This window comes from Azospirillum agricola (assembly GCF_020005195.1).
Taxonomy (GTDB): domain Bacteria; phylum Pseudomonadota; class Alphaproteobacteria; order Azospirillales; family Azospirillaceae; genus Azospirillum; species Azospirillum agricola.
In genome coordinates, this window is sequence record NZ_JAIFZR010000005.1 from 284,491 (window position 1) to 308,035 (window position 23,545).

Genomic DNA, 23,545 nt, shown 5'->3' on the forward strand with positions numbered 1-23,545 from the left:
CGACGGCGCGGGCTCAGCGCGCGAAACCCATTCCCCTCAGGGAATCCGCCACTTCGACCGATTCGAGCGCCTCGACGAACCGGCGGACCGCCGGGCGGTCCCGGCGGGCGGCGGGAATCACGAAGTCGTAATGCTCCTCGCGCAGGGGCAGGAAACCCAGCCCGTAGAGCGACGCGGCGGTCTCGATCGCCAGTCCCCAGTCGGCGCGGCCCTGCGCCACCGCGACCGCCACCGCGTTGTGCGATTTTGCCTGGGTCCAGTAGCCGGTCGGGCGCGCCGCCCCCAGCAGGCGGTCGGCCAGGATGCGCGTGCCGCTGCCGGCGTTGCGGTTGATCAGGATGCAGTCCGGCCGCTCAGCCGCCGCCCGCGCGGCCTCCGCCGCCGCCCTGCCTTCGAAGCGCGGATCGCCGCGCCGGAAGACGATGCCCTGCATGCGGCGGTAGCCGGCGACCAGCTCCAGGCCCGGCGCCAGGAAGGGCGTGTTGTAGGCCTCCGTCTCCGGATCCATCAGATGGATGGGCGCCACGTCGCACTCGCCGCGCCGCGCCGCCGCCAGACCGCCCATCGAGCCGACATTGAGCGCCTTCACCGTCATCCCCCCGGCGATCAACCCGCCAAGCACGGCGTTCAGGCCGAGGCACTGGCTGCCGACCACGATCAGGTCGGCCGGCGCCAGCGAACGGCCGAGCCGTTGCACCGACACCGGCGTGCCGGCCTCCACCATTTCCGCCTGGGCGTCGATGGCAAGAAAGCCGTCGGCGTGGCTGAAGGCGGTCACCGCCCCCGAACCCTTGGAGAGCGGATAGGCGGCGAGCGCGCCCTCCTCCGCCCCCTGCACCAGCGAGACCATCACATATTCGGTGCGCCCGCGCTCCGAACCCAGCCGGACCGGCAGGGTCGCCGGCACCGTCTCCACCGCCGCCGGCGGCAGTCCGGCGAGCGCGCGGATCACCGGCGCCACGAAGCTGTGGAAAGTGAACATCGCCGAGGTCGGGAAGCCCGGCAGGATCACCACCGGCTTGCCGCGCGTCACCGCCAGACAGAGCGGCTTGCCCGGCTTCAACGCCACGCCATGGGCGACGATGCCGGGATCGCGCAATCGGGCGACGACCCGGTGCGAGCGGTCGCCCGCCCCCTTGGAGGTTCCACCCGACAGCAGCAGCGCGTCGCATTCCAGCCCCTGGGCGACCAGCGCCTCCAGCGCCGAATCCTCGTCGGCGGCGATGCCCAGCGGCACCGGCTCGCCGCCCGACTCGGCGACGGCGGCGGCGAGGATCGCGGCGTTGCTGTCATAGACGGCGCCGGTCCGCATCGGCTGGCCGGGGGCGACGATCTCGTCGCCGGTGGACAGGATGGCGACGCGCGGCCGGCGGACCACCGCGACCTCGGCCTGCCCGATGGCGGCGAGCACGCCGATCTCCCGCGAGGTCAGCACCTGCCCGCGCCACAGCACCACCTCGCCGCGCCCGATGTCGGACCCGGCGGCGGCGACGAAGGCGCCGGGGGTCGACGGTCTCGACAGGGCGATGAAAAGGCCGCCGCCGCTCCCGTCCGGCGTCTCGACCGGCTCGGTGTGTTCGACCATCGCCACCGCGTCGGCCCCGCGCGGCAGCATGCCGCCGGTGGCGATCACCGTGGCGGTGCCCGGCTCCACCGTCAGGGCCGGGGCACGGCCGGCGGCCAGCACCTCGTCGTTGAGACGCAGGCGGATCGGGTTGTCCTCGGCCGCACCGAGGCTGTCGGCGGCGCGCAGGGCGAAGCCGTCCACCACCGAGCGGTCGAAGCCCGGCACGTCCACCCCGGCAACCACGTCGGTCGCCAGCACCCGACCGAGCGCCCCGGCGAGGGTCACGCTCTCCGCCCCACGCGGCGTGAGATCGAGGTGGCGGTGGAAGCGGGCGCGCGCCTCCTCGCCGCTGACGACGTCGAGAAACTGCTCCTGGCGCGCGGCCTGGGCGACGAAACGGCGGACGTCCTCGGTGGCCACGCGGAATTTCCTCTTCGTCAGGCCGGCGGATCGAAGAGGTAGATGGTGACGGGCGCCCCTTCGGGCACACCCTCACTTTCGGCCGGGATCAGGAGGAAGCCGTCGGCACGGGCCGCCGCCGCCAACCCCGGCAGCGAGGGCGAGGCCACCGGCTCGACACGGCCATCGGCCATCAGCCGCACCCGGTGCAGGTCGACGCAGCCGATCTCGGACACCAGCTTGCGGCTGGTCACGGCGGGCAGCGCCCGCAGGGGCAGCGCCGCCGGGCACCCGGCCATCCGCCGCACCGCCCGCCCGCCGAGCAGCTCGTAGGTGGCAAGGCAGGCCATCGGCTCGCCGGGCAGCAGAACCACCGGGCCCCCGCCCGCGAGGCCCAGCCCGGCGCTGTCGCCGGGACGCACGGCAATGCCATGGATCGACAGCTCGCCGGCGCGGGCCAGAGCCGGCGGCATAAGGTCGTCATGCCCCAGCCCGGTGCGCCCGGCGCCCAGGACCAGATCGGCCCCCGGCCGCAGCAGAGCGCCGCACAGGGCATCCCGGTCGGCGGGCAGCGGACCGACCAGTTCGGGAACGCCGCCGTCGCGGCGGACCAGCGCGGTCAGCAGAGCGCCCAGCCCCTCGGTTCCGGTGCGCGGGCCGCCGGCCAGCAGGATGCGGACGCGCGGGCGCGGCGTGACGGCGATTCCGGCCAGCCCCAGCACGGCGAGCAGGCCGAGATCGGACGGGCGCAGCCGGCGCCCGGTCTCCAGCACCGGCGTGCCGGCCTTCAGCGCCGCGCCGCGCCGCTCCACTCCGGCGCCGGGGGCAACGGCGTCGAGCGCCTCCACCAGAACGCCCAAGGCCTGCACGAACTCGAAGGGCAGCACGGCATCGGCGCCCGGCGGCAGCGCCTCTCCGGCGGAGACCGGACGGACGGACGGGAGCGGGACCGGGTTGTAGGAGCCGGCCCCCAGCGTGTCCACGGAGGCCACGGCGTAGCCGTCCCGCAGGGCGCGGTCACGGTCGGGAAGATCGCAGGGGGAGAGGATCGGCGCGGCCAGCGCGAGGCCGGCGGCGTCGGCCAGCGTCACCCGGCGCGGCGCGGAGGGGAGGCAATGGCGGTCGATCCAGCCCTGCGCCGCCGCCAGCGGCGCGCGGGAGGGAAAGCCGCGCTCCCGGACGTCATGAAAGGGGACGGTCCTGGCGACGGTGCAGGGGGCGCACGGCGACCGCTCCCTTCCCCGCCGGAGGGAGGAAGGTTGGGACGGGAGGGATGGCGTCGGCTCGTTTGCGAAGGTCACAAAGCTGGAACGCTGACACCCTGCACCCGGTTCCGTCCGGCCCGCTTGGCCTGGTACAGCATCTGGTCGGCGGTCTGCGCCAGCCGGTCGGGCACGCTGCCGACCTCCGGGGTCATGGTGGCGACGCCCAGGCTGATGGTGATGTGCGGCGCCACCGGCGACTGGGCATGCGGGATGCCGCAATCGGCAACGGCGGCGCGCAGCCGCTCGGCGACCTGCCCGGCCCCCGCGCTCGACGTCTCGGGAAGCAGGCAGACGAACTCCTCGCCGCCGTAGCGGGCGACGAGGTCGCAGGGACGCTGCACCCGCTCGGCCAGCAGTTCGGCAACCGCACGCAGGCATTCGTCGCCGGCCTGATGGCCGTAATGGTCGTTGTAGGCCTTGAAATGATCGACATCGAGCAGGATCAGCGACATCGGCTGCTGCGCCCGCCCGCAGCGCCGCCATTCCCGCGCCATCGCCTCGTCGAAGCGGCGGCGGTTGGCGATGCCGGTCAGCCCGTCGAGGAAGGACAGGCTGCGCAGCAGGTCGGCCTGCCGCTTCAGCAACAGATGGTTGCGCACCCGCGCCTTCACGATCGGCGGGCTGATCGGCTTGGTGATGAAGTCGATCGCCCCGACCTCCAGCCCCCTGGTCTCGTCCTCGACCTCGCTCTTGGCGGAGATGAAGATGACCGGAATGTCGTGGGTCGCCGGGTCGGACTTGATGCGGGTGCAGACCTCGTAGCCATCCATGCCCGGCATCATGATGTCCAGAAGGACGAGGTCGGGAAGCCGCGTCTGCACCAGATCCAGGGCACGTTCGCCGTCGGTGGCGAAATAGATGTCGTAATCCTCCTTCAGGATCCGGCTGAGAACGTGGATGTTGGAAGGAATGTCGTCCACGACCAGGATCTTGGGGCGCACATCGGCCATGGGCGGCTCAAACCGTCGGTGTCGAGAGGCCCAACTCCCGTGCGATCCGCTGCACGATGCCGAGCGCCTTGGTGAAATCCAGACTGTCGATGGCGGACGACAGACCCTTCATGGTGGAAGGATCGACCCAATCCGCCAGAAGAGGCGACAGGATAGCGAATTCCTCCGCCGCTGCGAAGTTGCTGTCTTGCAGCAAAGTCGCAAATTGCGGCAAGGCGGCTTCCAGGGCGCCCCGGTCCAAGGCGGTCCGCCCCGCGCCATCTCCCCCCGGGGTTGCGGATGACGGCGTGGCGTCGAGCAGCCGCGCCGATTCGAGGATGGCCGACAGCTCGGCGCGCAGCACGGGAAGCTGCCCGGCCACCGCCGCCGCATCGCCCTGGAAGGCGGCCACCTGCATGGCGTCGGCGGTGGCGGACAGGCGGCGGGCGCCGACATTGCCGGCCACGCTCTTCAGTTCATGGCTGAGTGACTTGACGCGGGGCAGGTCGCCACCGTCCAGCGCCGTGGCGATGGCGTCGGCCACCCCGCCGTAGCTGCGCGCGAACTCCGTGACGAAACGGCGCAGCAGGTCGGCGTCGCCGTCCAGGCGGTTCAGCGCGTCGGTCAGGTCGATGCCGGGCAGACGGTCCGGCAGCCCGTCGGAGCGAAGGGCGGCGGCCCCCGCCGGCGGCGGTCCGGATAGTGGCGATCCGGATGGCGGCGGTCCGGGTGGCGTCGATCCGCCAAGGGACGCGCCGGCCGGCGCCGCCGTCAGCAGGGGCGGACCGACCCAGCGGGCGAGCACCTCGAAAAGCTGCTGGAGATCGAAGGGCTTGGGCACATGGTCGTTCATGCCGTGGTCGAGGCAGCGCTGGCGGTCGACCGGCAGGGCGCTGGCGGTCATGGCGATGATCGGCAGATCGCTCCCGCCGGGCAGGGCGCGGATCGCCGCCGTCGCCTCGAACCCGTCCATGTCCGGCATCTGCACGTCCATCAGCACAGCGTCGAAGCCCTGCGCCGACTGACGGAGACGGTCGAGCGCCTGCCGTCCGTCGTTGGCCGTGGTGACGCGCCCACCCGCCCGCTCCAGGATTTCGCGCGCGACCTCCTGGCTGATGACGTTGTCCTCGACCAGCAGCAGCCGGCGGCCGCGCAGCACGCGGCTGGCGCCCCAGCCCGGTCCCGACAGGGCCGGGCCCGAGCCGGCGGCCGGCGCCGTCAGGGTCGGGAGGTCCGTCCCGGCCTTGCCGGCGGGCTCGGCGTAGGCGACCGTCACCGCGTCCAGCAGGGTGGAGGGGGTGACCGGCTTGACCAGGAAGCCGGCGATGCCGATCTCCTCGAACCGCGCCCCGACCCGCTCGCGCCCATAGCCGCTGATGACGATGATCATCGGTGCGCCGACGCTGGAATCGGCGCGGATGCGGCGCGCCGCCTCCATCCCGTCCATCCCCGGCATCTTCCAGTCCATCAGCACGACGTCGTAAGGCGCGCCGCCGGCCGCCGCCCGCTCCAACTCCTCCAGCGCGGCCGGAGCATCGCGGCAGGCGGTGACCGACCAGCCGAAGGTCCCGGCGATCTCCGCCAGCACCGCGCGCGCGGTCGCGTTGTCGTCGACCACCAGCACCGACAGGTCGCGCGGCAGCGGGCGCATCGCCGGCGGACGGACGGCGGCGTCGGGACGGCGGTCGAACCGCGCGTCGAAATGGAAATCGCTGCCCTGCCCCGGCGCGCTGTCCACGTCCATCGTGCCGCCCATCAGCCCGACCAGCCGGGTGCAGATCGCCAGCCCCAGCCCGGTCCCGCCGAAGCGCCGGGTGGTGGAGCTGTCGCCCTGGCTGAAGGCCTGGAACAGCCGCTCACGCTGTTCCGGGGCGATGCCGATGCCGGTGTCGCGCACCGAGAAGGTGAGGACCGCGTGGTCGGCGGCCACCAGCTTCGGCCGCACCGAGACCACCACCTCGCCGGCGTCGGTGAACTTGATGGCGTTGCCGGCCAGGTTGATCAGCACCTGCTGGAGCCGCAGCGGGTCGCCGACCAAGTCGAGCGGCACGTCGGGCGCCACCGCGAACAGCACCTCGATGTCCTTTTCCTGGGCGGCGGAGCCGATGATGACGGCCAGATTCTGCAACAGCTCGTCGAGCCGGAAATCGACGCGCTCCAGCTCCATCTTTCCGGCCTCGACCTTCGAGAAGTCGAGGATGTCGTTGAGGATGCCGAGCAGCGACTGCGCCGACACCCGCACCTTCTGCACGTAATCGGCCTGCCGCGCCGACAGCTCGGTCTGCCGCAGCAGATGGATCAGCCCGAGGATCGCGTTCATCGGGGTGCGGATCTCGTGGCTCATGTTGGCCAGGAACTCGCTCTTCGAGCGGCTGGCCAGCTCGGCGGCAAGGCGCGCGCTCTGCATCGCCTCCTCCGCCTTCTTGCGCTCGGCGATCTCGTGGAAGACGACGACGGCGCCCTCGACCCGGCCGCCCTCCAGCATCGGCGAGGCGGTGAACTCCACCGTCACCGGCTGGCCCGACCTCGTCCAGTAGGTATCCTCCAGCCCGCGCCGGGTCTCGCCGCTGTGCAGCACCTCGGTCACCGGGGATTCGGCCGCCGGGTAGGGGCTGCCGTCGGCCCGCGAATGATGGATCAGCGCGTGCAGGCTGCGCCCCAGCATCTCATCCTTGCCGTAGCCGGTCAGCGCGCAGGCCGCCGGGTTGGCGAAGGTGATCTGGCCGGCGCGGTCGACGCCGCAGATGCTGTCGGAGGCCGATTGCAGGATCAGGTTCATCCGCCGGTTGGCGGTGGCGAAGGCGCGGTTGGCCTCCTCCAGGCGGCGGGCTGTGGCGTCGAGGTCGGCGTTGGCCTCGGCCAGACGGCGCAGCCCGACGCTCTCGCGCCCCAGGCTGCGGGCCGCGGCGTAGGCCAGCCCGGCGCAGGCCAGCACCGCCAGCGCCACGAGGACGCCGCTGCGGACCGTCCGTTCAAGCCACGCCGCCAGTTCGGTGTCCTTCGACAACCCGACCACCGCGACCAGCGGCAGCGACGGGACGCGCTGGTAGGAGACGACGCGAAGGCCGCCCGCCACCGGGGCGGCGACCTCGAACGTCTCGGTCGCGGCCTGGGTGGCGCGGCGCAACGCCTCGCGGCCGTCCTCGCCTTCCAGCGGCTCGCCGGCCGGGAGGCGCAGCACCGGCGTGCCATCGGAACGGAACAGCGCGATGCTGGCGCCGGCGCCGAGGTCAAGGCTTTCGAAAAGCTGGCGGTAATAGTCGATCTCGACGTTGGCGTGGATGACGCCCCGGAACCGCCCGTCCATCATGATCCGGCGGCTGACGGTGAAGGAGAGCTGGCCGCTGTGGCGGCCGACGATGCGCTCCCCGACATGGAAATCCGCTCCCGCCGCATGGGCCTGGAAATAGGCGCGGTCTGAGACGTTGACCGAAGGCGTCGGGTACCGCCGGCTGGTCAGCAGACTGCCGCCGTCGGCGCCATGGACCCAGACCGCCGCGATCTCCGGCAGATTCTCCACCATCTCGTGGGTGGTTTCCCACACGGCGCGGTTGGTCGCGAGGCCGTCGATGCCGTGCGTGCGGATCTGGTCCAGCACGCGGGCCAGCGCCAGATCGCCGGTGTTGACCGAACGGCGCACATGCTCCTGCAACAGGCGGGCCGTGCCCTGGGCCTGCTCGCGGGCGTGGTGGAGGGTTTCCCTGCGGTCGCTCCAGGCGACGAAGCCCCAGAAACCGACGGCGAACAGCACGATCAGCCCGAAGGTGGCGAGCAGAAGAGGCCGCAGCCGGGACGGCGAAAGCGCCGCCGGCTCCGCCATGGTCGGAGTCGCATCCATCATCGCCGCTGCCCGCCAGACCTTCTCGCCAGACCTTTTGGCCGAAGTATGGGCTTCGGCCGTCGGCGCCCGCAAGTGACTTGATCGGGGCGGAGCCGGCGCGCTGCGGGCCGGTGTCCGGCGCCGGAAAGAGGGGTCGGGGGAGACGGCCGCGGGGCGGGACGAAGACGCCCCGCCCCGTCAGGCGGGTGCCCTCAACAACACTCGTCCTCCAGCTGGCGCAGCATCGCCAGCCCTTCCTCGTCGTCATGCTCCTCGAACAGGTCGGCGATGTAATAGACGTTGGAGCAGAGCAGGCACAGCCCGTCGGCCTGCCGCTTCAGCACGTCGTCGGCGACCGCCAGCTTCTCCTTGAAGCGCTCCCAGAAGGCGTTGGTCTTGGCCGGGTCGTCGATGTGCGAACGCAGCCGGGCGATGATCTGACGGGAATTGCCGTCGCAGTCGATTCCCTTGAAGGAAACATAGCGGTCGGGAGCGTCGACACTGTCCATAAAAGCGGCCTCCTGGGCGAAGCGGGGGATGTTGCACCGCAGCCTGCCGAGAGAGGCCGGAGCGTTCAACGGCGCGCGCACCAACCGCCGCACGCCCGCACGAACGGCACCGCAGCCGCATGAACGGCCGGAAGCGCTTCGAAAGGAAAGGGAATCTACAGCGCCAGCCGCTTCTTCAGCGCCTCGCCGCGCGCGCGGCTGACCGGGACGCGCGGGGCGCCGGGGGCAGCCATGACGAAGGCGGCGCGGCCGTCGCGCCGTTCCACCGCCTGGGCGTGGCGCAGGTTGACGATGTAGCCGCGGTGGGTCCGCACGAAGCTGCGCGGGTCGAGACGGGATTCCAGCTCCGACAGCGGCAGCCCGCAGAAGAAGGCGCCCTCGGCGGTGTGGACCGTCGTATAGTGGCCGTCGGCCTGGAGATAGACCGCGTCGGCCGGATCGAGCAGCACCAGCCCCTGCCCCTTCTCGACCGGCAGCTTGACCAGCGGCTCGGCCGGCGCGGGGGGCGCGACGGCGGGCGGGGCGGCAACGGCGGCGGGCTTTGCCGCCTCCATCAGCATCAGGGCGGTGACCGGCGGCCCGTCGCCAAGCGTCAGGGCCGACGCCTTGACCACCAGCACCCGGCCCGGCAGCGCGATCATCATCGAACAGGCCGAGGCCGGGGCCGCCGGGTCGGTGGCGGCGGCGAGCAGCAGTTCGACCTTGGCCCGGTGCGAGGGCGGGTGCAGGTCGTGCAGAAAGGCACCGACCAGCCCGGCGGCGCGGTCGCCCAGCATGCGCACCGCCGCCGGATTGAGCGCGGTCACCCGCCGCCCGGCATCCAGCAGCACCAACCCGACGTCCATGTTCTGCAACGCGTATTCCATGGACGGCGAGTATAGCCGGACGCGCGGCTCAGGGCGCGCCTTTCCGCTTGCCGGTCAGCGCTGCTCCACCGGAAGCGAGGCCATGACGCCCGTTCACGTCCGCTCATGCGGCCCCATGAAACGGTCGCCGTTGAAATGGATCATGTGGCCAGGGTTGTCCGCCACCCAAACTTCCGTTTCCCAGCCGATCTCCTTGGCAAACCTGGCGAAGGTCTTCAGGCTCTCGAACGCGCTGACATACACGCACCCCGCCGTGCAGCCCTGCGTGAGCTCCTGGAGTTTCATATGGCGCAACTCGCTGATCGGGTTCGAGGAATGGACGGCCTCGATCAGGAACAGCCAGTTGCGCTCGGCCTCGTACGCCAGGATGTCCGGCAACATTGCCCGCGATGGCTTCGGCAGCCCGAGCCTCAGGATGGCGTCCTCATCGACGTGCAGAATCTTTTTCTCGGTGTCGCCGAGGTAAAGGACCTGGGCGCCTTTCGAGAATCGCGGCAGGAAATCCTCGATGACGGCCTTCTGAATGAGGTTGTGCGGCCCTGGCGACAGCTTGAAAGCCTTGCCGTCGGGCAGGGTCACGGGAACCATCCGGTACTCCCGGGCCTTGCTGAGGCGATCGCTCAACGAGGCGAACTTGCTCCGGAACCTGACCAGCTCATTCTCCCACGACTCCGCGCCATAGCTTCGCAGCAGCGCAATCGCGTCTTCGTGCACGGAATAGCCCCTGGTGCCGTCGTTGGTATCGGCCGCCGGGTTGGCTGCGCTCTTCGCCACGAGACCAGCCTCGACCAGAAAGACAAGATCCTTCCGCACACCGTCATACGACGAGTCGGCGATCTGCTGCCCGTAATGGCGATTCCAGAGCCCGATGATCTGGCGTGAGGTGACCGGTTTGGGACCACCGTCAAAGAAGCACCGCGCTTCCACCCACTCGCCGGCCGGCGGCACATGGGCCACGGCGAGCAGCGCCAGCGCCACCCTCTCGCGACGGCGTGGCGTCATGTCGCGAACCGGCACACCCACGGCACGCATGATGTTGAGTGCCTGCTCAACCTTGATAGACACCGGGTCGGCTTCCAGAAGCGATCCCTGCTGCATCCCTCCCCCCTTTGAAGGCGACCGAACCGTTCCGTTCGGCGCCCGATCGATGAACTTTTTGACTTGGCCGGCCACCGCCAGCGCGAGAAGCGGAGGAACGGCGTTTCCGATCTGCTCATGCTGATCGTACTCCGTGCCCTCGAACCGGAACCAATCCGGGAAGCTTTGAAGACGCGCCGCCTCGCGAACGGTGAGCATCCGCCGACGTCCGTCGGGCAGACGGATGCGGAGCATGTCCGAAGTCGCCCCACCAAGGTTCCGGCAGGTCACGGTGCGGGAGGGCTGGTCGAGACGAAGGTCACGCGGCCGGACGCAATGGCTCTTTTCCTCGTACGCCGCGATGTAGCGATCCATGCTCGGCGTCAGGAAACGGCTGCCGGCATCGTGCGCACGGGCGAGAGGCCCCAGCGCCACACCCGCCGTCACCGCCGTTGAGACGACCGGCTCGGGCCACTCCCAGCCCACCTTCGACGCCACCACCACCACCCGCTCCCGCTTCTGCGGAACACCGTAATCGGCGGCGTTGAGAAGCCGGGCATCCACCGTGTAACCGAATCTCTCGAGCTCCCTCACCGCCTGATGCAGGTAGTCCTTGTTTCGGAAGAGCAGCCCCCGGACATTCTCGATGATGGCGATCTTCGGGCGGACCCGGTTGACGGCATCCAGAAACACCGGAAAGCCATCGCGCTTGTCCCCTTTCCCGCGCTGGTACCCAATCTGGCTGAACGGCTGGCACGGCGGGCCGCCGATCACGACATCGGCCCGCCCTTCGGGCATTCCCACCGTCAGGAACATCTCCTCGCACCGGCCGCCGAGGTTGGCGTTGTAGGTCGCGACGGGAGCGGGCTTCATCTCGTACCCGCTCGTCAGGAAACCCTTCGCCTCAAACCCCAGGGCCAAGCCGCCGCATCCGGCAAACAGGTCCATGACCACGGCACCGGTGGCGGCGTGCTGCGGTTCGGGCATGACATCGTGCAGCCACGAGAGCCAGCTCCGGGTATCGCCGAACGCCTTCGATGCGGGCAGGTCGTGCAAGCGCTTCATGCGGGTTTCCACCAGACGATGCTTGGCGCCAGCAATTGGTCACCAGAATACAGAAGCATGGAGCAGTCGCCCCGGAAACACCGCAAGGCTTGCAGGCCCGTTGACCCGCCATCAGCCAACCCAATACCGATCAGGACTGATTTTTCCTTTTTCCCGTCAGCGCGGCGATGACCCCGTGGAAGGTGCGGACCTCCTGCTCGGTCATGTCCATGCGCTCCAGCGCGTTGCGCAGGGTGCGGACCATCGAGGGACGCTTCTCCGGGCTGGTGAAGAAGCCGGTGCGGTCCAGCGCCCCTTCCAGATGCTCGAAGAAGTTCACCAGTTCGGCCTTGGTCGCCGGGCGGGTCTGGCCGGTGTGCAGGAAGCGCTCCGGCGGCAGATCGCCGGTCTGGAACCATTCATAGCCGACCAGCAGCACCGCCTGCCCCAGGTTCAGCGAGGCGAAGGCCGGGTTCAGCGGCACGGTGATCAGGGTCTGGGCCAGGGTCAGGTCGTCGTTGACCAGCCCGGTGCGCTCCGGCCCGAACATCACGCCGACGCGGTGGCCGGCGTTGTGGCGGTCGCGCATCTCCTCCGCCGCGACGCGCGGGGTGACGAAGCGCTGGATCATGTCGCGGCTGCGCGCCGTGGTGGCGAAGACGGCCTCCAGGTCGGCGACCGCCTCGGCGGTGGTCTCGAAGACGCGGGCGTTGTCGATCACGAGGTCGGCGCCCGACGCGTTGGCAATTGCCTTCTCGTTCGGCCAGCCGTCGCGCGGGCGGACCAGCCGCAGGTCGGTCAGGCCGCAATTCAGCATGGCCCGCGCGCACGCGCCGATGTTCTCGCCCATCTGCGGCTGCACCAGGATGATCGCGGGACCGCCGAGGACGGAGGGAAGGGTGGGATTCTGGCCGGAGGTCATGGGATTCGGTGCTGAGGGTTGAATGTTCGAGAGGGCTGCAAGGAGAGGAAAGGAACGTGGGGACATAGGCGCCGGGGGCGTCAGTCCCGCTCGGTCTCGGCCGCCGCCGGAACCGCCGCCCCACCCTGCCCGTCCAGCGCGCGCAGCCGGGTCTTCAGGTCGGCGACGTCGGCGAACAGGCGCTTCAGCCGGGCAAGGCCCTTGTACTGCTCGAAGGCGCGGGTGCGGGGGACGGCGGGATAGCCCATGTAGACCGACTTGGGCGGGATGTCGGTGCCGACGCCGGAGTTGGCGGCGACCACCGCGTCGCTGCCGATCTTCACATGGTCGGCCACCCCGACCTTGCCGGCCAGCACCACCCGGTCGCCGATGATCGTGCTGCCGGCGATGCCGACATGCCCGCACAGCATGCAGTTGGTGCCGACCTGCACGTTGTGGCCGATCTGCACGAGGTTGTCGATCTTGGTGCCGTTGCCGATGCGGGTCGCCGTCACCGTCCCGCGGTCGATGGTCGCCCCGGCGCCGACCTCGACGTCGTCGCCGAGCACCACCGTGCCGATCGAGTTGACCCGGCGGATCAGCACGTTGGTGCCGACGACGCGGCCAGTCGTCTTGGCCGACTCGACGCTGCCCGGCTCGGGCGTCACGAAGCTGAAGCCGTCGTTGCCGACGGCGGCGTTGGGATGGATGATGCAGCGCGCGCCCAGCACCACCCGCTCGCCGATGCGGGCACCGGGGTGCAGCAGGCTGCCCTCGCCGATCACCGCGTCGGCGCCGACCGTGACGTGCGGCAGCACGACCGCCCCGGCCCCGACGCGGGCGCGCGGCCCGACATAGGCGAAGGGGGCGATCGAGGCGTCGTCCGCCACCACCGCGTCGGGCGCGACGTAGGCCTGCGGGTGGATTCCGGGCTCGGCGTGGACCGGGCGCTCGAAGACGTCGAGCAGCCCGGCCATGGCGTAGCGCGGGCGCTTGACCACGATGCGGCCCTGGATGCCGTCCGGCACCTCCGCGCCTTCCGCCACGACGGCGGCAACGGCCTTGCTACCGGGCAGCAGCGCCAGCAGCTCCTTGTCCATGGCGAGCGCCAAATCCTCCGGCCCCTCGGCCTCGGAGGGATGGACGGCGCGCCGGATCACGAGGGATGCGTCGCCCTCGACATGGGCATCCAGGGCGGCGGCGATCTCGGACAGCTTCATGGCGGGCACCGGGTCTGGGTCGAAAAACGGCGGCGACCCTAGCACGGCCCGGCAGCGACTGCGAGGATGACCGGTGGGGTCCTCCGGAACCTATTCCCCGGTTTGCAGCAGGGCGCCGCGCACCCGCGCCCGGTGGAAGCCGTAGAGGAAGACACCGACGCTGAGCGCCATGTAGAGCGCGTTCAGCCCGGTCGCCCAGGCCAGATGGTCCCAGCGCATCGCACCCTCGTAGAGCAGCGCCCGCATCCCCTCGAACACATGGGAGGACGGCAGCGCCCAGGAGACCGCCTGAAGCCAGCCGGGCAGCACGCTCATCGGGTAGTAGACGGCGCTGACCGGCGCCAGCATGAAGACGACGATCCAGGCCAGCCCCTCCGCCCCCATGCCGTAGCGCAGGATCAGCGCGACGATCAGCAGGCCCAGCGACCAGCCCAGCACGATCAGGTTGATGAAGAAGGCCACCAGCGGCAGGCCGAGCCCGAACACCGAATAGCCGAAGAAGGGGATCGCCAGCAGCGCGGCCGGCAGCACGCCGATCAGCGTGCGCAGCAGGCTTATCACCATCAGCGACACCACCCACTCGGTCGGCCGCAACGGGCTGACGAAGAGATGGCCGAGGTTGCGCGACCACATCTCCTCCAGGAAGGAGACCGACACGCCGAGCTGCCCGCGGAACAGCACGTCCCACAGCAGCACGGCACTGACCAGCACGCCGGCCCCCTGCGCCACCCAGCCGCTGCCCCCGCCGCTGCCCGACGCCATGAACTGGTTGATGTAGCCCCACAGGATCATCTGCATGGTCGGCCAGTAGGCCAGTTCCAGGATGCGCGGCCAGGACCCGCGCAGCAGGTACCAGTAGCGCAGCACCATGGCGCCGACCCGGCGCAGGGAGAAATCGGCGGCGGGGTGCGGGATCGGGTGGGTCGTCGGTTCACTCCGCCGCATCGGCCGCCTCCGCCGCGCCGGCGGTGCCGCGCGCGCGGGCGATGTCGAGGAACACCTCCTCCAGCGAGGTCCGGCCGTAGCGCGCCAGCAGCGCCGACGGCGCCCCCCGGTCGACGATGCGGCCCTGGCGCATCATCAGCACGTCGTCACACAGCCGCTCCACCTCCAGCATGTTGTGGGAGGCCAGCAGGATCGTCGCGCCGGTGCGGGCGCGGTAGCGCTCCAGATAGGTGCGGATCCAGTCCGCCGTGTCGGGATCGAGCGAGGCGGTCGGCTCGTCGAGAAGCAAAAGCTCGGGATCGTTGAGCAGGGCCTTAGCCAGCGCAACCCTCGTTTTCTGGCCGGCCGACAGTCCGCCGGACGGACGGTTGAGAAACCGGGTCAGGTCAAGCTGCTCGGCCAGTTCTTGGACGCGCTTTTTGACGCAGGTCAAACCGTAGAGGTGCCCATAGACGGTAAGGTTCTCCCGCACCGTCAACCGATGGGGCAGTTCGACGTAGGGAGAGGAGAAGTTCATGCGCGGAAGCACGGCATGCCGGTGGCGCGCCATGTCGACGCCGAGAATCTCCACCCGGCCCGACGTCGGCAGCAGCACCCCCAGCAGCATGGAGATGGTCGTCGTCTTTCCCGCACCGTTGCCGCCGAGCAGGCCGGTCACGCCGCCGCGCGCCACGGTGAAGGACAGCGCGTCCACGGCCGTCACCGCGCCGCCGCCCGGCGTCGGAAAGCGCTTGGTCAACCCCTCGGCCAATATGGCGGCCGGGATGGCCGGCAGAGCATCGGGCGTGTCGGCGACGCGGGGATAAGGGGTGCGCTGGGTCATGGGCACAGAATATGGCTACCCGCGGTGGAAACGCCAGGGCGGGGGCCGCGACACAAGAACGTCAGAGCCGCGGACCACGCGGCCGACATCGGGATTATCCGGGGGAACGCCGTCGTGATCGCCTTCGCCTCCAGCCTGCCGGCCATGGCGCCGCCACCGCAAGGGACCCAGCCCGACGGGCGGATCACCCTGCGCACGCTGATCCTGATCCGCTGGGTCGCGGTGGCGGGCCAGATGGCGACGGTCGCCTTCGTCGATCTGGTGCTGGGCTTCCCGCTGCCGCTCGGGCCGGTGCTGGCCGCCGTCAGCGCCTCGGCGGTGCTGAACGTCATCGCCATGGCCCAGGGCGGCGGGCGGCTGCGGCTGGCCGACCGCGACGCGGCGCTGTATCTCAGCTACGACATGCTTCAGCTCACGCTGCTGCTCTACCTGACCGGCGGGCTGACCAACCCCTTCGCCATCCTGCTGCTGGCGCCGATGACGGTGGGTGCCGCCATCCTGTCGCGCTACAGCACGGTGCTGCTGACCGGGCTGAACCTGCTCTGCCTGACCGCGCTGGCCCTGTGGCACTTCCCGCTGCCGTGGGAGGAGCCGGTGCGCCACATGGCGCCGCTCTACGCCTTCGGGGTGTGGCTGTCCCTGTCGGTCTCGGCGATCTTCATCGCCGGCTACGTCTTCCGTGTCGCCGCCGAGGCGCGGCGCTTCGCCGACGCGCTCGCCGCCTCGCAGGTGGCGCTGGCGCGCGAGCAGCGGCTGTCGTCGCTGGGCGCGCTCGCCGCCGCCGCCGCGCACGAGCTGGGCTCGCCGCTCGGCACCATCGCCGTGGTGGCGAAGGAGCTGGCGCGCGACCTGCCCGCCGGCAGCCCCTACGGCGAGGACGTCGAGCTGCTGCAAAGCCAGGTCATGCGCTGCCGCGAGATCCTCGCCGATCTGGCGCGCAAGCCCGAGGCCGACGGCGGCGACCCGTTCGAGCGGCTGCCGCTGACCGCCCTGATCGAGGCGGCGGCCGGCCCGCACCGTCTGGGCCACGTCACGCTCGCCGTCGAACCCCATCCGGCCGGGGACACCGAGGAGCCGGTGCTGCGCCGCAGCCCGGAGATCATCCACGGGCTGGGCAACTTCATCCAGAACGCCCACCAGTTCGCGCGCCGGCGCGTGACGGTCGCGGCGGCCTGGGACAAGACGACCGTCACCGTCACGGTGATGGACGACGGGCCCGGCTTTCCGCCGCATCTGCTGGGGCGGATCGGCGAGCCCTATCTGTCGGTCCGCGGCGAGCGGTCCGGCCAGGGCAGCCACATGGGGCTGGGAATCTTCATCGCGCAGACGCTCCTGGAAAAGACCGGGGCGTCCGTCATGTACGGAAACAACAAGGGCGGCGGCGCCCGGATCTCCGTGCGCTGGAAACGCATCAACATCAGGAAAGAGGACTAGCGGTGGACAACGTCAAGATTTCCGACGAGCTGCTGTCGGGCGAAGCCGTCAAGCTCACCTTCACCGGCGACGTGACCCGCAGCCTCCTGATCGTGGACGACGACGCCCCCTTCCGCACGCGGCTGGCCCGCGCGATGGAAAAGCGTGGCTTCAACGTCGTCGCCGTGGACAGCGTCCAGCTCGGCATCGAGGTTGCCCAGGAATCGGCCCCCGCCTTCGCGGTGGTCGATCTGAGGCTGGGCGACGGCAGCGGGCTGGACGTGGTGGCGGCGCTGCGCGACGCCCGGCCCGACGCCCGCATCGTCATGCTGACCGGCTACGGCAACATCGCCACGGCGGTGGCGGCGGTGAAGGCCGGCGCGGTCGATTATCTGCCCAAGCCGGCCGACGCCGACGCCGTCGAATCGGCGCTGCTGGCCGACGGGCGCCCCCTGCCCCAGCCGCCCGACAACCCGATGTCGGCCGACCGCGTGCGGTGGGAGCACATCCAGCGCGTCTTCGAGCAGTGCGACCGCAACGTGTCGGAGACCGCCCGCCGGCTGAAGATGCACCGCCGGACCCTCCAGCGCATCCTGAACAAGCACGCCCCGCGCGCCTGATCTCCCGACGCCACGGCGCCGCGAAACCGATGGCCCGTCCCCGGAACCGGGGGCGGGCCGTTTGCGTTTCTGATGATAAGATCCCTAAGGAAATTGCCTCGCCGCGCCCACACCGCAGCCCAGCCATGCGGAGAGCCGACGGTCGCGTCGGGCCGCCGCCGGCACGCCATCGCCACCGCTGATCCCGCCCCCTCCCTCCTTCGTCCGTTCGGACGAGCGCCCAAACCTCTCCTTTCGAAGAACCCCCTTATCGCCGCCAACCGGAGAAACCGCCCGCCCTGTACGCAATAGGGGCAGGGAGGCTACCCAGGCCGCGCCCCGACCTCGCCGCATGCACTGGTCGGCCTATGCAACGGCTGGCCTAACACTGCGTTTCAGGCAACCGGACGAACCGCCGACCCTGCCCACAGGGTGTCGGGCGCATGGCCGGTCCTATGGCCTGTCCCTTCGGACCGGCCAGCGCCCCGGCGCCGGTTGCCCCGCCCGTTGGCCGCTATGCGAGGAGGATCCCTTTGGCGACCCAGGACATCCAGGAACAGCCGCCTCACCAGCCGGTCGGACGACGAAACGCCGGCTCCGTGTCGCTCGACCTGTCGGCCAGCGCCGCCACCGCGGTGCGCCGGACCACCGGCCTGCTGAGGCGCCACAAGCTTCTGATCGGCACCGCGATCGTGCTGGGCACCGGCCTGGCGGCGCTGGTGGCACTGCGGATGACGCCGCTCTACACCGCCGAAACCCTGATCATGGTGGAGCACCGCAAGAACACCGTCCTGGCCTTCCAGGAGGTGATGTCCGAGATGACCCCCGACATCAGCGCCTTGCAAAGCGAGGTGGCGATCCTGAAATCGCCGGCCTTCGCCGAGAAGCTGGTCAAGCGGCTGGGGCTGATGAACGACCCCGAGTTCAACGCCTCGCTGAGGCCCGAGCCGACCGGCTTCTGGGCGGCGCTCAACCCGCGAAACTGGATTCCCGCCGGGTGGATCGACGCCCTGCGCGGCACCCGCAGCGACCTGCCGCTGTCGCCGGAGGAAACCGCCCGCAACCAGACCACCGCCGTGGTCAACGCGGTGCTCGACAACGTTGCGGTGCGGCCGCAGGGCCGCTCCTACGTCATCGCCGTCAGCTTCGACAGCGAGGATCCGCGCAAGGCGTCGCTGGTCGCCAACACCATGGCCGAGCTGTACCTCGTCGACCAGCTCGACGAGAAGTTCAAGGCGTCTCAGCGCGCCACCCGCTGGCTGGAGGAGCGCATCGCCGATCTGCGCAAGGAGGCGCAGACCACCGGCGACGCGGTGGAGAAGTACCGCGCCCAGAACGGCCTGACCGCATCGAGCGGCGAGAACACGGTCGTCACGCAGCAGCTCGGCGCCCTCAACACCGACTACATGCTGGCCCGCACCAAGCGGCAGGAGGCCGAGGCCCGGCTGCGCGAGGTGACGGCGCTCGCCGAGTCGCCGCGCGGCGTGTCGGCGGTCGGCGAGGTGCTGGGATCGCCGCTGATCCAGTCGCTGCGCCAGCGCGAGGTCGACATCCAGCGCCGCATCGCCGACGCCAGCAACCGCTACGGCTCCCGCCATCCGGCGTTGCAGGCGTTGCAGAGCGAGCTGCGCGACCTCCAGGGCCAGATGCGGACCGACGTCGCTAAGATCGTCGCCAACCTCGGCAACGAGGTCGAGCTGGCCAAGAGCCGCGAGGCCGGGCTGAAGCAGAGCCTCGACCAGCTGGAGGCCAAGCAGAACGAGCAGCAGCAGTCCACCGTCGGCCTGCGCACGCTGGAGCGCGACGCCAGCACCGCCCAGGCGATGTACGAGGCACTGCTGACCCGCTCGCAGGAGATCGCCTCGCAGGGCAACATCCAGCAGCCCGACGCCCGCATCGTGTCGGAGGCGGCGATCCCGCTCGACCCCTCGCAGCCCAACCGCAAGATCATCATCCTGCTGGCGCTGATCGCGTCGGGCACGCTGGGCGTTCTGCTGGCGATGCTGCGCGAGCGGGCCGACAGCGGCTTCCGCAGCCCGCACCAGTTCGAGACGGCGACCGGCGTGCGCAGCCTCGGCATCGTGCCGCGCATCCCGCGCTTCGGCGGCTCGCCCGCCTCCTACGTGCTCGACAAGCCGGTTTCGGCCTTCGCCGAATCGATGCAGAACCTGCGCACCTCGCTGCTGCTCGCCAACCCGGACGGGCGGCAGAAGGTGATCCTGTTCAGCTCGTCGGTGCCGGGCGAGGGCAAGAGCTCGGTCGCCGCCGCCTTCGCCCGCACCTGCGCCAACGCCGGCCAGCGCACCATCCTGATCGACTGCGACCTGCGGCGGAAATGCCTGCACGACATGCTGGGCCTGGCCAACCCGCGCGGCCTGACCGAGGTGCTGACCGGCGCCTGCACCCCGGACGAGGTCATCCAGACGGATCCCCGGACGGGGCTCGCCTTCATTGCCGCCGGCCATGGGTCGAGCCTGCCGCAGGACATGCTGGGGTCGTCGCGCATGCATCAGCTGTTGACGCGGCTGTCGATGGAATACGACCGGGTGGTGCTCGATTCGCCGCCCGTGCTGGCGGTGTCGGAGGGCAAGCTCCTGGCGGCGCTGGCCGACCAGACGGTGTTCATCGTCCGCTGGGGCCTGACCAAGCGCGGCACCGCGATGGCCGGCCTGAAGGAGCTGGTCGAGGCCGGCGGCGAGGTGGTCGGCGTGCTGTTCAGCCAGGTCGATACCCGCCGCCACGCCCAGTACGAGTTCCCGGACAGCGGACGCTACCACGGCTACCGGCGCTACTACGCGAACTGACCCTCCCTCTCCCGCCCCCGGAGAGGGCATGGAACCGACGGCCGCAGGCCGGACGAGCGCCGAAGGCGATCGTAGGTGCAATGCGGTCGCGAGATTTACGAGCGACCTCGGGGCTCATGCGCAGCATGGGAAGGGTGAGGGGCGATCGGGCGTGCGATGTGAATCCATGCCCCGACAGCCCCTCACCCTCCCCGCTTCGCGGGTCCCCTTCCTCTCCCGCGGCGGGAGAGGGCCTTGGCTCCACCACCGGAAAGCTTCGCATGACCGCCGGACGCCGCATCTTCCAGAACATCCGCGCCCTGGCCGCCGCCAAGGCCGCGACGATGGCGAGCGGACTCGTCACCGCGGCCTGGACCGCCCGCGTGCTGGGTCCGGACAGCTTCGGCGTGCTGGGGTTCGGCACCTCGCTGATGGCCTACGCGGCGCTGTTCGTCAATCTGGGGCTGTCCACCTACGCCGTCCGCGAGATCGCCCGCGACCGCGACGAGGCCGGCCCGCTGTCGGAGCATGTGCTGACGCTGCGCACCGTGCTGGCGCTGGTGGTCGGCGCGCTCTACGCCGCCTTCGTGCTGTCGCTCGACAAGCCGATGGCGGTCAAGGCGGTGCTTCTGGTGCAGGCGGTCCAGCTTCTCGGCAACGCGCTGGTGCTCGACTTCGTCTATCAGGCGACCGAGCGGATGGGGGTGATCGCGACCCGCGAGATCGGCACCTCGATCGGCTCGATGCTGCTGGTCTTCCTGCTGGTGCGCGGGCCCGACGACGCGATCGTCGCCGCCGCCATCACCGGCGGGGCGATCACCGTCAACGCGCTGATCATGATCGGCCGCTTCCGCCGCGACTTCGGCCGCTTGCGCCCGCGCATCGACCTGAGGGTGTGGCGGGAGATCCTGACGGCGGCGACTCCGATGGCGGTCGGCGTCTTCGCCTGGGCGATCTTCACCCATCTCGACGTCGTCATGCTGGGATTCATGGCGCCGCACGCCGAGGTCGGCTGGTACAGCGCCGCGGTGAAGGTGCAGACGCTGGCCAACCTCGCCGGCAACATCGTGATGAACGCCTTCCTGCCGCAGCTCGCCGCGTCCTACGGCGACCTCGACCACATGCGCGAGCGGATGCGCGCCTACGCCACCGTGATGCTGACCGTCGGCGCGCTGGTGGTGGCCGGCGGGCTGGCGCTGGCGCCGTCGATCCTGGCGACGCTGTTCGGCGGCGCCTACGACCCGGCGGCCCTGCCGCTGCGCATCCTGATGGTGGCGTCGGCGGTGGTCTACGCGAACATGATCCTCGGCAACCCGCTGCTCGTCTGGCACCGGCAGACCGGCTACATGATCGCCATGCTGGCCGGCGGCGCGCTGAACGCCGTGCTGAACGTCTGGTGGATCCCTCGCTACGGCATCCAGGGCGCCGCCATGGCGACCCTGACCGCCGAGCTGGCGGCGACCGTCGCCATCGCCTGGCTGCACCGCAAGGTGGTGGGCGAGCTGTATGGCGGTCTCGCCGCGCGTGCGGCGCTGTGCGGCGCGCTGGCCATCGCGGCGGCGCTGGCGCTGCAACGTTTCGCCGCCCCGCTGTTGGAGAAGACACCGGCCATCGTCGATTTCCTGGCCGGCGGCGCCGTGGTGGTCGGGGTCTTCACGGCGGCGACGCTGCTGACGGGCCTCGTGCAGCCAACCCGGTTGCGCCGCCTGACGGGAGTCGTCGCATGATCCCGATTACCACGTTCGAAAGTGACGGTTTGTCATCCCAAGCATTCATTCGTGTTCGGCCGGTGTTAACCCCAATAACTCCAGACGTCTCAGCAATCATAGGCTTTTCAAGCGGCTAGGTTTTCTGGAACATTTCGCGCTGCACCATGTTCGATGAGGAAGGTCATCGCTCGAATGGCGAAATTTCATCTTTGAACTATTTCCGAAGCGTATATCCCCTCTCGACCGACCATGGCTCACCGGCGACGGCGGGCCTTCCCGCAACGGCAGGAGCGACGATGCTTCCCAACAGTTTTTCCGACCGCAATGTCTGCGTCCTCGGCCTCGGCTATGTCGGGCTGACGCTGGCCGTGGCGATGGCCGACGCCGGGTTCCGGGTGCATGGGGTCGAGGTGCGCCGCGACGTGCTCGACAAGCTCGGCAACGGCGATCCCCACTTCTACGAACCCGGCCTGACCGAAAAGCTGCGCCATGTGATGGCGCGCGGCCGCTTCACCTTCAGCCAGTCGCACGACGGCTGCGACGCCGCCAGCGTCTTCATCATCACGGTCGGCACGCCGCTCGGAAAGAACGGCCAGGTCCGCACCGACATGATCGAGGCGGCGACCCGGCAGGTCGCCGACTGCCTGCACGACGGCGATCTGGTCATCCTCCGCTCCACCGTGAAGCTGGGGACGACCCGCAACGTGGTGGCGCCGATCCTGCGCGCCACCGGCAAGCAATTCGACATCGCCTTCTGCCCGGAGCGCACGCTGGAGGGGCAGGCGCTGGTCGAACTCAACCAGCTTCCGCAGATCATCGGGGCCGAGAGCCTGGAGGTGGCGACCCGCGCCGCCCAGATCTTCGGCTTCCTGACGCCGACGACGGTCAAGGTCTCGACGCTGGAGACGGCCGAACTGATCAAGCTGGTCGACAACACCTACCGCGACGTGACCTTCGCCTTCTCCAACGAGATCGCCAAGCTGTGCAACGCCATGGAGATCTCGGCGGTCGAGGTGGCGCGCGCCGGCAAGCTCGGCTACCCGCGCACCAACCTGCCGCTGCCCGGCCCGGTCGGCGGCCCCTGCCTGGAGAAGGATCCCCACATCCTGATCGAGGCGGCGCGCGAGGCCGGGGTCGAGATGGCGATCACCGCCGCCGGCCGCCGGGTGAACGAGAGCCAGCCGGTCGAGGTCGCCGACTTCCTCGGCCGCCTCGCCCACTCGATGCAGGGCTTCCCGACGGAGCCGACCATCAGCCTGATGGGTCTCGCCTTCAAGGGCCGGCCGGCGACCGACGACCTGCGCGGCACCATGGCCAAGCCGGTGCTCGACGAGCTGCGCCAGCGCTTCCCCACCGCCCGCCTGCGCGGCTTCGACGCGGTGGTGCGGCCCGATGACATCCGCAGCTTCGGTCTGGAGCCGGCGGCCAACATGGCCGACGCGGTGCGCGGCGCCAACCTCGCCGTCATCCTGAACAATCACCCGGTCTTCACCTCGATGCCGCTGCCCGATCTGGCGGGACGGATGGACCGGCCGGGGGTGATCTACGACTTCTGGAACAACTTCAACAGCCGCGACGTCGACCTGCCGGAGGGCACCGCCTACGTCGCGCTGGGCAGCCATGGCGCCGCGCGCTACGCGCACGTGGCCTGAGATTTGGCCTGAGACGACTTGGCC

At 70.3% G+C, this 23,545-nt stretch carries 16 protein-coding genes; 5 read left to right on the forward strand and 11 right to left on the reverse strand.

The annotated features are described in order from the left end of the window. Nucleotides 1-13: 13 nt before the first annotated feature. The 11 genes from JN22_RS16225 to JN22_RS16275 all read right to left on the reverse strand — a co-directional run bounded on the left by JN22_RS16225 (nucleotide 14) and on the right by JN22_RS16275 (nucleotide 15,365). Entirely contained in the window at nucleotides 14-1,987 is a 1,974-nt protein-coding gene (locus tag JN22_RS16225) for a molybdopterin biosynthesis protein (RefSeq protein WP_085554957.1), read from the reverse strand. 17 nt (nucleotides 1,988-2,004) lie between these two features. Further along, on the reverse strand, nucleotides 2,005-3,267 hold the full coding sequence (locus JN22_RS16230; protein WP_085554958.1) for a molybdopterin-binding protein: 1,263 nt from the start codon (nucleotides 3,265-3,267) through the stop codon (nucleotides 2,005-2,007). After that, nucleotides 3,264-4,181, reverse strand: coding sequence for a diguanylate cyclase domain-containing protein (locus JN22_RS16235; protein ID WP_085554959.1), 918 nt, complete (start codon nucleotides 4,179-4,181; stop codon nucleotides 3,264-3,266). The genes JN22_RS16230 and JN22_RS16235 overlap by 4 nt, the downstream gene beginning before the upstream one ends. 7 nt (nucleotides 4,182-4,188) lie before the next feature. Next, the gene (locus JN22_RS16240; RefSeq protein WP_085554960.1) at nucleotides 4,189-8,001 is read right to left on the reverse strand and encodes a response regulator; all 3,813 of its coding nucleotides are present in this window, start codon (nucleotides 7,999-8,001) and stop codon (nucleotides 4,189-4,191) included. A gap of 191 nt (nucleotides 8,002-8,192) precedes the next feature. Further along, entirely contained in the window at nucleotides 8,193-8,489 is a 297-nt protein-coding gene (cowN, locus tag JN22_RS16245; protein WP_085554961.1) for a N(2)-fixation sustaining protein CowN, read from the reverse strand. 155 nt (nucleotides 8,490-8,644) lie between these two features. Next, the gene (locus JN22_RS16250) at nucleotides 8,645-9,355 is read right to left on the reverse strand and encodes a LytTR family DNA-binding domain-containing protein (protein WP_085554962.1); all 711 of its coding nucleotides are present in this window, start codon (nucleotides 9,353-9,355) and stop codon (nucleotides 8,645-8,647) included. 93 nt (nucleotides 9,356-9,448) lie between these two features. After that, nucleotides 9,449-11,497 carry a BsuBI/PstI family type II restriction endonuclease gene (locus JN22_RS16255; RefSeq protein WP_085554963.1) on the reverse strand — a complete coding sequence of 683 codons (2,049 nt, stop codon included), beginning with the start codon at nucleotides 11,495-11,497 and terminating at the stop codon, nucleotides 9,449-9,451. A 130-nt stretch (nucleotides 11,498-11,627) separates the two neighbouring features. Beyond that, nucleotides 11,628-12,398, reverse strand: a complete 771-nt coding sequence (locus JN22_RS16260; RefSeq protein WP_085554964.1) for an RNA methyltransferase — start codon at nucleotides 12,396-12,398, stop codon at nucleotides 11,628-11,630. Nucleotides 12,399-12,478: 80 nt separating this feature from the next. Then, nucleotides 12,479-13,597: a UDP-3-O-(3-hydroxymyristoyl)glucosamine N-acyltransferase gene (lpxD, locus tag JN22_RS16265; RefSeq protein WP_085554965.1), complete on the reverse strand. Its 1,119-nt coding sequence runs from the start codon at nucleotides 13,595-13,597 to the stop codon at nucleotides 12,479-12,481. A 90-nt stretch (nucleotides 13,598-13,687) separates the two neighbouring features. Beyond that, nucleotides 13,688-14,542 carry an ABC transporter permease gene (locus JN22_RS16270; protein WP_085554966.1) on the reverse strand — a complete coding sequence of 285 codons (855 nt, stop codon included), beginning with the start codon at nucleotides 14,540-14,542 and terminating at the stop codon, nucleotides 13,688-13,690. Beyond that, nucleotides 14,529-15,365, reverse strand: a complete 837-nt coding sequence (locus tag JN22_RS16275; RefSeq protein ID WP_085554967.1) for an ABC transporter ATP-binding protein — start codon at nucleotides 15,363-15,365, stop codon at nucleotides 14,529-14,531. Before JN22_RS16275 ends, JN22_RS16270 begins: the two co-directional genes overlap by 14 nt. A 114-nt stretch (nucleotides 15,366-15,479) precedes the next feature. Between JN22_RS16275 and JN22_RS16280 the strand changes: the two genes are divergently transcribed. The 5 genes from JN22_RS16280 to JN22_RS16300 all read left to right on the forward strand — a co-directional run bounded on the left by JN22_RS16280 (nucleotide 15,480) and on the right by JN22_RS16300 (nucleotide 23,521). Continuing rightward, nucleotides 15,480-16,799 carry an ActS/PrrB/RegB family redox-sensitive histidine kinase gene (locus tag JN22_RS16280; RefSeq protein WP_223677754.1) on the forward strand — a complete coding sequence of 440 codons (1,320 nt, stop codon included), beginning with the start codon at nucleotides 15,480-15,482 and terminating at the stop codon, nucleotides 16,797-16,799. Nucleotides 16,800-16,801: 2 nt separating this feature from the next. Then, the gene (locus JN22_RS16285) at nucleotides 16,802-17,398 is read left to right on the forward strand and encodes an ActR/PrrA/RegA family redox response regulator transcription factor (RefSeq protein WP_085554968.1); all 597 of its coding nucleotides are present in this window, start codon (nucleotides 16,802-16,804) and stop codon (nucleotides 17,396-17,398) included. A gap of 512 nt (nucleotides 17,399-17,910) precedes the next feature. After that, entirely contained in the window at nucleotides 17,911-20,181 is a 2,271-nt protein-coding gene (locus tag JN22_RS16290; RefSeq protein WP_085554969.1) for a GumC family protein, read from the forward strand. Nucleotides 20,182-20,441: 260 nt separating this feature from the next. After that, on the forward strand, nucleotides 20,442-21,887 hold the full coding sequence (locus tag JN22_RS16295; RefSeq protein WP_085554970.1) for a flippase: 1,446 nt from the start codon (nucleotides 20,442-20,444) through the stop codon (nucleotides 21,885-21,887). A 278-nt stretch (nucleotides 21,888-22,165) separates the two neighbouring features. Continuing rightward, nucleotides 22,166-23,521: a nucleotide sugar dehydrogenase gene (locus JN22_RS16300; RefSeq protein ID WP_085554971.1), complete on the forward strand. Its 1,356-nt coding sequence runs from the start codon at nucleotides 22,166-22,168 to the stop codon at nucleotides 23,519-23,521. The last annotated feature ends 24 nt before the right edge of the window (nucleotides 23,522-23,545 follow it).

What these genes read in the sequence shown, in the direction of transcription:
- JN22_RS16235 (WP_085554959.1), bottom strand. Translation starts at nt 4,181, where the DNA reads ATGGCCGATGTGCGCCCCAAGATCCTGGTCGTGGACGACATTCCTTCC.
- JN22_RS16240 (WP_085554960.1), bottom strand. Translation starts at nt 8,001, where the DNA reads ATGATGGATGCGACTCCGACCATGGCGGAGCCGGCGGCGCTTTCGCCG.
- cowN (WP_085554961.1), bottom strand. Translation starts at nt 8,489, where the DNA reads ATGGACAGTGTCGACGCTCCCGACCGCTATGTTTCCTTCAAGGGAATC.
- JN22_RS16250 (WP_085554962.1), bottom strand. Translation starts at nt 9,355, where the DNA reads ATGGAATACGCGTTGCAGAACATGGACGTCGGGTTGGTGCTGCTGGAT.
- JN22_RS16255 (WP_085554963.1), bottom strand. Translation starts at nt 11,497, where the DNA reads ATGAAGCGCTTGCACGACCTGCCCGCATCGAAGGCGTTCGGCGATACC.
- JN22_RS16260 (WP_085554964.1), bottom strand. Translation starts at nt 12,398, where the DNA reads ATGACCTCCGGCCAGAATCCCACCCTTCCCTCCGTCCTCGGCGGTCCC.
- lpxD (WP_085554965.1), bottom strand. Translation starts at nt 13,597, where the DNA reads ATGAAGCTGTCCGAGATCGCCGCCGCCCTGGATGCCCATGTCGAGGGC.
- JN22_RS16270 (WP_085554966.1), bottom strand. Translation starts at nt 14,542, where the DNA reads ATGCGGCGGAGTGAACCGACGACCCACCCGATCCCGCACCCCGCCGCC.
- JN22_RS16275 (WP_085554967.1), bottom strand. Translation starts at nt 15,365, where the DNA reads ATGACCCAGCGCACCCCTTATCCCCGCGTCGCCGACACGCCCGATGCT.
- JN22_RS16295 (WP_085554970.1), top strand. Translation starts at nt 20,442, where the DNA reads ATGACCGCCGGACGCCGCATCTTCCAGAACATCCGCGCCCTGGCCGCC.
- JN22_RS16300 (WP_085554971.1), top strand. Translation starts at nt 22,166, where the DNA reads ATGCTTCCCAACAGTTTTTCCGACCGCAATGTCTGCGTCCTCGGCCTC.